Below are 7,115 nucleotides of genomic sequence, written 5' to 3' on the forward strand. Positions count from 1 at the left end.
CACCGAACTGATTATGGGACGAGCGCTTGAGAGCCTCGACCTCCACTCCTGGCCGCTCCGTCACTTCGGCGTCAAAGAAGCGGTGCTTCCCTTCAACATGTTTCCTGAGGTCGACCCGGTACTCGGTCCGGAAATGCGTTCCACCGGGGAAGTGCTGGGTATGGCGGACACCTTCGGTTCAGCCTTTTTCAAGGCTGAAGAAGCTTCAATGCCCCCCTTGCCCCTGGAAGGAACGGTTCTGATCAGCCTGGCGGTCAAGAGTCCCAAAGCGCTCGAAGTCGCCCGCGCCTTTACCGATCTCGGATTCGTGATCCGGGCCACCGTCGGGACCCACCGGTTTTTCCATGAAAACAACATCCCTGCCGAACCGATATTGAAAATCAGGGAAGGACGGCCAAATATCGCCGATGCGATCATGAACCGGGAAATCCATCTTATTGTCAATACCCCCATGGATCGCCTGGGCCAATCGGATGACGCCTCGATACGCCAGGCCGCCATCCGGTACCGGGTTCCCTATATCACCACCCTGGCTGCCGCTCTGGCTTCCGCCAAGGGCATCGAGGCTTGTCGCAAGGGGCGGGGCGGGGTCCGTTCCCTTCAGAGCTATCACCGGGAACTATGTCAAGGATAAAGGATGGAAGGAGAGGAAAAGAATAGATGGCTGACAACTTAGTGCGCATTATGCCCTGCTTGGATATGCAAAACGCCCGGGTGGTCAAAGGTATTCATTTTGTGAATATCCGCGACACCGGGGACCCGGTGGAATGTGCCCTGGCGTACTGTGAAGCGGGAGCGGACGAATTGGCTTTGTTAGATATCGACGCGACGGTCGAGGGCCGCGTGACCATGCTTGATGTTGTCCGCCGAGTTGCGGAAGTAGTCACGGTACCTTTCACGGTCGGCGGGGGAATCAGCGATTCCGCCACCGCTGAGGCCGTTATCGCCGCTGGCGCCGACACCGTCTCCCTCAGCAGTGCCGCCTTCCGCCATCCCGAAATCATCGCCGAACTGGTAGAAGAGTTAGGCGCTCATCACGTTACCGTAGCCATCGATGTGGACCGCAACCCCGGCCTTTCTTCAGGTTACGAGGTTTTTATCGACGGAGGGCGGACGGCCACCGGCCATGACGCTCTGGAGTGGGCAAAACAGGTTGACGGATATGGAGTCCGCTGTATACTTCCGACCAGCAAGGCCACCGACGGAGCGAAAACCGGCTTCGATCTCCCCTTGATCCGCATGATTGCCAAGGCCGTCAGGGCCGATGTCGTGGCCTCGGGAGGCGCAGGAACTCTTGAACATTTCCGGGAAGCCGCGAAGGCCGGAGCCACTGTTCTGCTGGCTGCCTCGGTCTTTCACTTCGGGCTGATCCACATTCCGGACCTCAAGGCCTATCTCCTCAAAGAGGGGATCCCACTCTTGACCCCGCCGGTCGAATAATCACCCGACAACAACAAAGGCGGGTCACGCTATATAAAGCATGCGCGATCCGCCGGCCATTATACCCTGCTACTGTGTATTATGTATTTTCGTTTTCGGAGGATAATATTGCCAAAAGACGATTTACAACCGGTCCGCCCAGGTCAGCAAGTCGGGCAGAAAAGCCGTCTGCAAATCCGGATGATAGGGCCGGACCCGCACAGTAGCACCATGCCGGCCGGTCCGCCGAAACGGTTTTGTCCGTCCGGTGAAGAGATGCCCTCCCAGGGGGTCTGGCCCAGCCGCTTGCAAGGCAATGATTTCCGGATCCCGGAAATTCCCCTTTGCATCGACCACCCCCAGGTACAGCTCCACAAGGATCTCTTCGGGGGATATAGTTCCCAGTTCCACCCAGGCCTGTACATTAAGCGCCTCCCCGACCGGCAGCGCCTCATTGCCATCGTAAGCCACCTTCCGCACTTTGATCTGAGGCCAGGCGGCCGCCAGTCGATTCTTCCAGCCGGCAAGTTCCCGGGCTTTGACCAGGTTGTTTGCATGCAGCCGTTCAAAGCGATCCAGGGCAGGCAAATAAAGCCGTTCCGTGTATTCTCTCACCATGCGGTGGGTATTATAAAAATGCGACAGGGTGGCGATAGAGGCTTTCATGGATTTGATCCATCCACGAGGTAATCCATCCCGTCCCCGTTCGTAAAAAAGCGGAATCACTTCCTGTTCCAAAATATCGTAAAGGGCATTGGCCTCCACCTGGTCCTGATACGCGGCATCGTCATAGGTCTCTCCCCGGCCGATATTCCAACCGACCGGATTGATCGTAAAATCGTTGTCGTGGAACACTTCATCCCACCACCCATCGACGGTGCTCAGATTCAATACGCCATTGGCCGCCGCCTTCATACCACTGGTCCCGCTTGCTTCCAGGGGCGGCCGGGGATTGTTCAGCCACACATCGACGCCCTGCACCAGGGAACGGGCAATCGCCATATCAAAGTCTTCAAGAAAAACCAGGTGCCGACAGAAGGGCTCCTGGCGGGATAATTCCACAATGCGGCGGATAATCTCTTTTCCGGCATCGTCCCGGGGATGCGCCTTGCCGGCGAAAATAATCTGAACCGGTCTTTTTTGATCATCCAGAATCCGGGCTAAGCGGCCAGGATCAGTCAAGAGCAACGTTGCCCGTTTGTAAGTGGCGAAACGCCGGGCAAAGCCTATTGTCAGGGCTTCCGTGTCCAGCACATAATCAGCCGCCTCGCTTTCTCGTTTCGGACGGGACAGATGCTCGAGTTGCGCTTGGAACCGCCGGCGGGTAAAAGTGATCAGCCGTTGTCTCCGACGCTCGTGCGTACGCCAGAGTTCTTCGTCGGGCACCCGGTCGACACGGCTCCAAGTTTCCGAATTAGCCGGTTCTTCCCGCCAGCGGGGACCCAGATAGCGTTCGTACAATTCATTCATTTCCCGGGAGATCCAGGAACGGAAGTGTACTCCGTTGGTCACACAACTGATCGGAATTTCGTTTTCCGGAAGATTCGGCCAGATGTGGTTCCACATCCGGCGACTCACTCGGCTGTGGAGACGGCTCACCCCATTGGACGCCGCGGCTAAACGGAGAGCCAACACCGTCAGGCAAAAATGGTCATTTTCATGTCCCGGATGGGACTGGCCCAAGGCCATGAATTCCTTAAAATCGAGGCCCAACTGGCGGGCGTACTGACCGAAATAGCGTTCCATCATAGAAAAATCAAACGAGTCGTGGCCAGCCGGAACCGGTGTATGGGTTGTAAAGATAAGCCCGGCGCAGGCTGCCTCTCTGGCTTCGGCAAAAGAGACGTGGTTTTCCTGCATTAAATATCGGATCCATTCAAGGGCCAGAAAAGCGGAATGCCCCTCGTTCATATGGCAAACCCGGGGGGCGATACCCAGGGCACGCAAGACCCTGAAACCGCCGATACCCAGGACGATTTCCTGGCGGATCCGCATATCCAGATCTCCCCCGTACAGCTGGCCGGTAATGCCCTGAAATTCAGGCGGATTCTCCCCAATATTGGTATCCAGCAAAAACAGGAAAACCCGTCCGACCTGGACTCGCCAGACCTGAACTTTGAGTGGTTTTCCGGCGATATCGACTTCGACATAGACCGGCGAACCGTCGGGGTTGCGTTCCAGGGTCAGCGGCAGGTTATGAAAATCGTTGTCCCGATACGCCTCCTGTTGCCAGCCCGTTTCGTTGAGGTATTGGGTGAAATATCCCTGTTGATAGAGCAATCCAACCCCGACCAGTGGAATTCCTAAATCACTGGCCGACTTTATATGGTCACCGGATAAAAGACCTAAGCCCCCGGCAAAAATGGACAAACATTCCGTGAGTCCGAACTCGGCGGAAAAATACGCCACGATCGGTTCGCTGGTTGTATGGTGAGTACCGGAAAACCAGCTTTCATTGGAAAGGTAAGATTCTAAATCTTCTTTGACTCCCTGGAGGTGAGCCAGAAAGGCATCGTCCTGAGCCGCCCGTTCCAGCTTCTCCTGTTCAATCTTTCCCAGCATGAGAACCGGGTTATGATAGACGGTTTCCCACAGAGCGTCGTCGAGCCGGCGAAACAGTTCGATCGTGTCGTGGTTCCAGGCCCAGCGCAGATTGTTGGCCAACGTCCGCAACGGCTCAAGTGCTTCCGGAAGCGAGGGAATAATAGTGAATGTACGGATCGGCTTCACAAGTAATTCCTCCTTGGTTCATAGACCTCTTTGGCTTTTCATGTATTATATCAGCATTTTGCGGTTTTTTTCTACATCGTTCAATCGCTCTCAGAGAGATGAATCCAGGATTTCTATGATAGACTACCGGAGGAGGCATTCCAAAAATACAGCCTTTGGGGTATGAGTATCAATATTAACCCATATTCCGTTTGGTTTACCGGGAGGAAGATCAATGAAAGCAAGATTGATTCCATTATTTTTCAAATCCGGAATGGACGATGATTATCGGGAACAGCTGGTAAGACTCCAAAACTTATTTGGCCAGGATGCGGAATTTTATGAACCGGTTCCTCTGGGATCACCCCTGCCTGATTGCGATGCCGTCATTTTTCCCCAGATTTTGGGGGACGCATACCGACAGATCAGCGACCTCGCAAAAATCAGGGTCCCTTTTTTGGTCGTGACCTCGGAATTCGGCACGGTGAACATGTGGGACTGGGAAATAGTGAGCTATCTCAAAGCAAAGGGCCTAACGGTATTCGCTCCTTATACCCGTGACCTCACCGCAAAGATCATCCGGAGTCTCGCCTTGAAAAGGGATTTGCCTGGCACGAAATTCCTGGTATTTCAGGATACTCCCGGCGAAGGGATGCAAGGTAGTATTTTCAAGCGCTTCTACTGGTGGGAAGACGAATGTGCAAGACGTATCCAGGAGGCCTATGGAATCTCGATTATCAAAAAAAGCTTCAAAGAGTTCGGTGCGGCGGCAAAAATCATTCCGGACAGCGAAGCGGAGAAGGTTTGGAAGCAATGGAACCTTCCCACGGAAGGCATCACCCGGGATGACCTGTATAAATCGGTGAAAATTTACATCGCCTTAAAGCGGGAAATCGCCAGCGACCCTTTGATCCGGGCGGCGGGCATCAACTGCCTGAATGAGTCCTTCTACTCTGACACGACTCCTTGCCTGGCCTGGAATATGCTCTACGAAGAAATGGGGCTAGTCTGGGCTTGCGAGGGAGATACGGTCGCTCTTCTGACCATGTACCTCGTCGCCAAAACCCTCCATGAACCGTTCATGATGAGTAACATCTACCCCTTCCTCATGGGCATGGCCGCCCTGAAGCATGAAAAAATCAACCATTTCCCCGCAGTTGACGAACCCGACAATCACTTGTTGGTCGCCCACTGCGGCTATCTCGGTGTTCTCCCCAAATGCTTCTCCACGCAATGGACACTGCGTCCCCCGGTCCTCGCAATCGTGGACGAACACTCAACCGCCATCGATGCCCGTCTCCCGACCGGGGCGGTAACCTTGGTCAAGCTGGACTCTACGCTTGCGAAACTGCTGGTGATCGAGGGAGAACTCACCAGTTATGCCCAGTATCCTGGCTCCGACTGCCGAAATGGGGCCGTAATCAAGGTCCGGGACGGCCACCGCATGATGGAAAGGGTCAGTTCCCATCATACCATCATCGTTACCGGTCATCGCGCCCCGGAACTTAGAATCGTGTCATCCACACTGGGGCTGGCCATCGACGAAGTATAAATCAAATCCACCCCGCCGTACTACAGGCGGGGTGGCGCCTGGACTAGATCAATGTTCGAGACTGGCATCGAGGCTGATTCTGATGCCCGAAAGCAGAACGCTCACCGGACAGCCCTGCTTGGCCTCATCCGCAATGGACATAAATTTCTCCCGGTTGATGCCCGGGACCCTGGCCGTACAGGCGAGGTGGCTGGCACTGATTTTAAATCCTCCCTCGACTTTTTCAAGGCTCACTTTCGCGGTCGCCGTCACTCGTTCCGGCGCATACCCGGCTTCCGCCAGCATACCAGAGAACGCCATAGCGAAACAACCGGCGTGCGCGGCGGCAATCAATTCCTCCGGATTGGTACCCTTGCTGTTTTCGAAACGGGAAGTGAATGAATAATTCCCCTTGAAGGCTCCTCCTCCGAATTCAACCGTTCCCCGCCCTTCTTTGAGGTTCCCTTCCCAGACCGCTTGTGCTGTTCTATTCAACATCTCCAATCACCCCTTTTCTCTTTATATGGCTTTTCTAACACGCAAAAACCCCCGATCATTCCAGGCCTGGGGGTCAAAGGTCTATTTTCTTGACATAGGGTTTTTGAAGTTATATTTTTTGATTATGGCTCGTCCATAAAGATACGCTTCGAGATAAAGGCGCAAGAAACAATTGGACTGTATTTTGCCTCGGCAAGCGTATTATGAGGATAAGAGCGGCAATGTTAAAAATATAGACCTGACCCTTTACCCTTCCTCGCTTTATTCATAATGGGTCCACATGCTGATCACTTTTACAGTGTGTTTTTCTTCATATACCTGATAGACAAACCGGTGCTGCCTATTGATTCTTCTTGAGCAGGCACCGCTCAGATCTCCGACAAGCTTTTCAAAAGGAGGATATTCGGTATGGGGGTTGTTTTGAACCGTCTCAAGGAGAGTATTGATTTTATCGGAAAAACCGGCTTTGCACGCAGTGCTTTTATCCTTTAACCCTTGCTTTGTATAAACGATTTTCCACGGTTTACTACCCACCGGTATCCTCTATGCACTCATCAAGAGGCGTGTTTAAACCTTCGATAATTTTTTCCCGTATGGTAGGCACGGAGCATAAATACAAGGTTTCTTGAATTGACCGGTAATCTTCCTCAGACAACACGACTACATTGCCGGTTTTACCTGTAATATATACAGGTTCATGTGTGGTTATTGCTTCTTCCATCAGCTTGAAGAAATTATTTCTTGCCGTTGTTGCATTAACTATGGTCATAGGAGCACCTCCTTAACAAACGTACATAATAACGTACATTTATTTTATATCTGTTATACTTTCCTGTCAACTGTGGTGGTGTTGTCGAGCGCAAAACATAATCGTACTTCATCTCCGGATAAAGTCTTCTGAGGGCAATTGGGGACGGGTGCACAGATGAGGATTGTCAAGCATTCCGGCGTCTCCTTA

7 protein-coding genes are annotated in these 7,115 nt (G+C 53.1%); 3 read left to right on the top strand and 4 right to left on the bottom strand.

Annotation, left to right across the window (positions count from 1 at the left end):
* Together VLH40_08805 and VLH40_08810 are read left to right on the top strand one after the other, a co-directional pair.
* A partial coding sequence (locus VLH40_08805; GenBank protein HSV32100.1) for a hypothetical protein occupies positions 1 to 634 on the top strand: 634 nt, incomplete at its 5' end.
* Positions 635 to 660: 26 nt separating this feature from the next.
* On the top strand, positions 661 to 1,440 hold the full coding sequence (locus tag VLH40_08810) for an imidazole glycerol phosphate synthase cyclase subunit (protein HSV32101.1): 780 nt from the start codon (positions 661 to 663) through the stop codon (positions 1,438 to 1,440).
* Between the two features lie 123 nt (positions 1,441 to 1,563).
* On the opposite strand, the gene glgP is transcribed toward VLH40_08810, so the two are convergent.
* Complete coding sequence (glgP, locus tag VLH40_08815) at positions 1,564 to 4,149, bottom strand: alpha-glucan family phosphorylase (GenBank protein ID HSV32102.1); 2,586 nt, start codon at positions 4,147 to 4,149, stop codon at positions 1,564 to 1,566.
* Positions 4,150 to 4,363: 214 nt separating this feature from the next.
* On the opposite strand from glgP, the gene VLH40_08820 reads away from it, so the two are divergent.
* The gene (locus VLH40_08820) at positions 4,364 to 5,680 is read left to right on the top strand and encodes a hypothetical protein (GenBank protein ID HSV32103.1); all 1,317 of its coding nucleotides are present in this window, start codon (positions 4,364 to 4,366) and stop codon (positions 5,678 to 5,680) included.
* A gap of 48 nt (positions 5,681 to 5,728) precedes the next feature.
* Here VLH40_08820 and VLH40_08825 read toward each other — a convergent pair whose 3' ends face one another.
* The 3 genes from VLH40_08825 to VLH40_08835 all read right to left on the bottom strand — a co-directional run bounded on the left by VLH40_08825 (position 5,729) and on the right by VLH40_08835 (position 6,926).
* On the bottom strand, positions 5,729 to 6,157 hold the full coding sequence (locus VLH40_08825; protein ID HSV32104.1) for an OsmC family protein: 429 nt from the start codon (positions 6,155 to 6,157) through the stop codon (positions 5,729 to 5,731).
* Between the two features lie 261 nt (positions 6,158 to 6,418).
* Positions 6,419 to 6,691 (bottom strand): Txe/YoeB family addiction module toxin, encoded by a 273-nt coding sequence (locus tag VLH40_08830; protein ID HSV32105.1) that lies wholly within the window; start codon positions 6,689 to 6,691, stop codon positions 6,419 to 6,421.
* Positions 6,684 to 6,926 carry a type II toxin-antitoxin system Phd/YefM family antitoxin gene (locus VLH40_08835; GenBank protein HSV32106.1) on the bottom strand — a complete coding sequence of 81 codons (243 nt, stop codon included), beginning with the start codon at positions 6,924 to 6,926 and terminating at the stop codon, positions 6,684 to 6,686. The genes VLH40_08830 and VLH40_08835 overlap by 8 nt, the downstream gene beginning before the upstream one ends.
* Positions 6,927 to 7,115 lie beyond the last annotated feature (189 nt).

Source organism: Atribacteraceae bacterium (assembly GCA_035477455.1).
GTDB lineage: Bacteria > Atribacterota > Atribacteria > Atribacterales > Atribacteraceae > DATIKP01.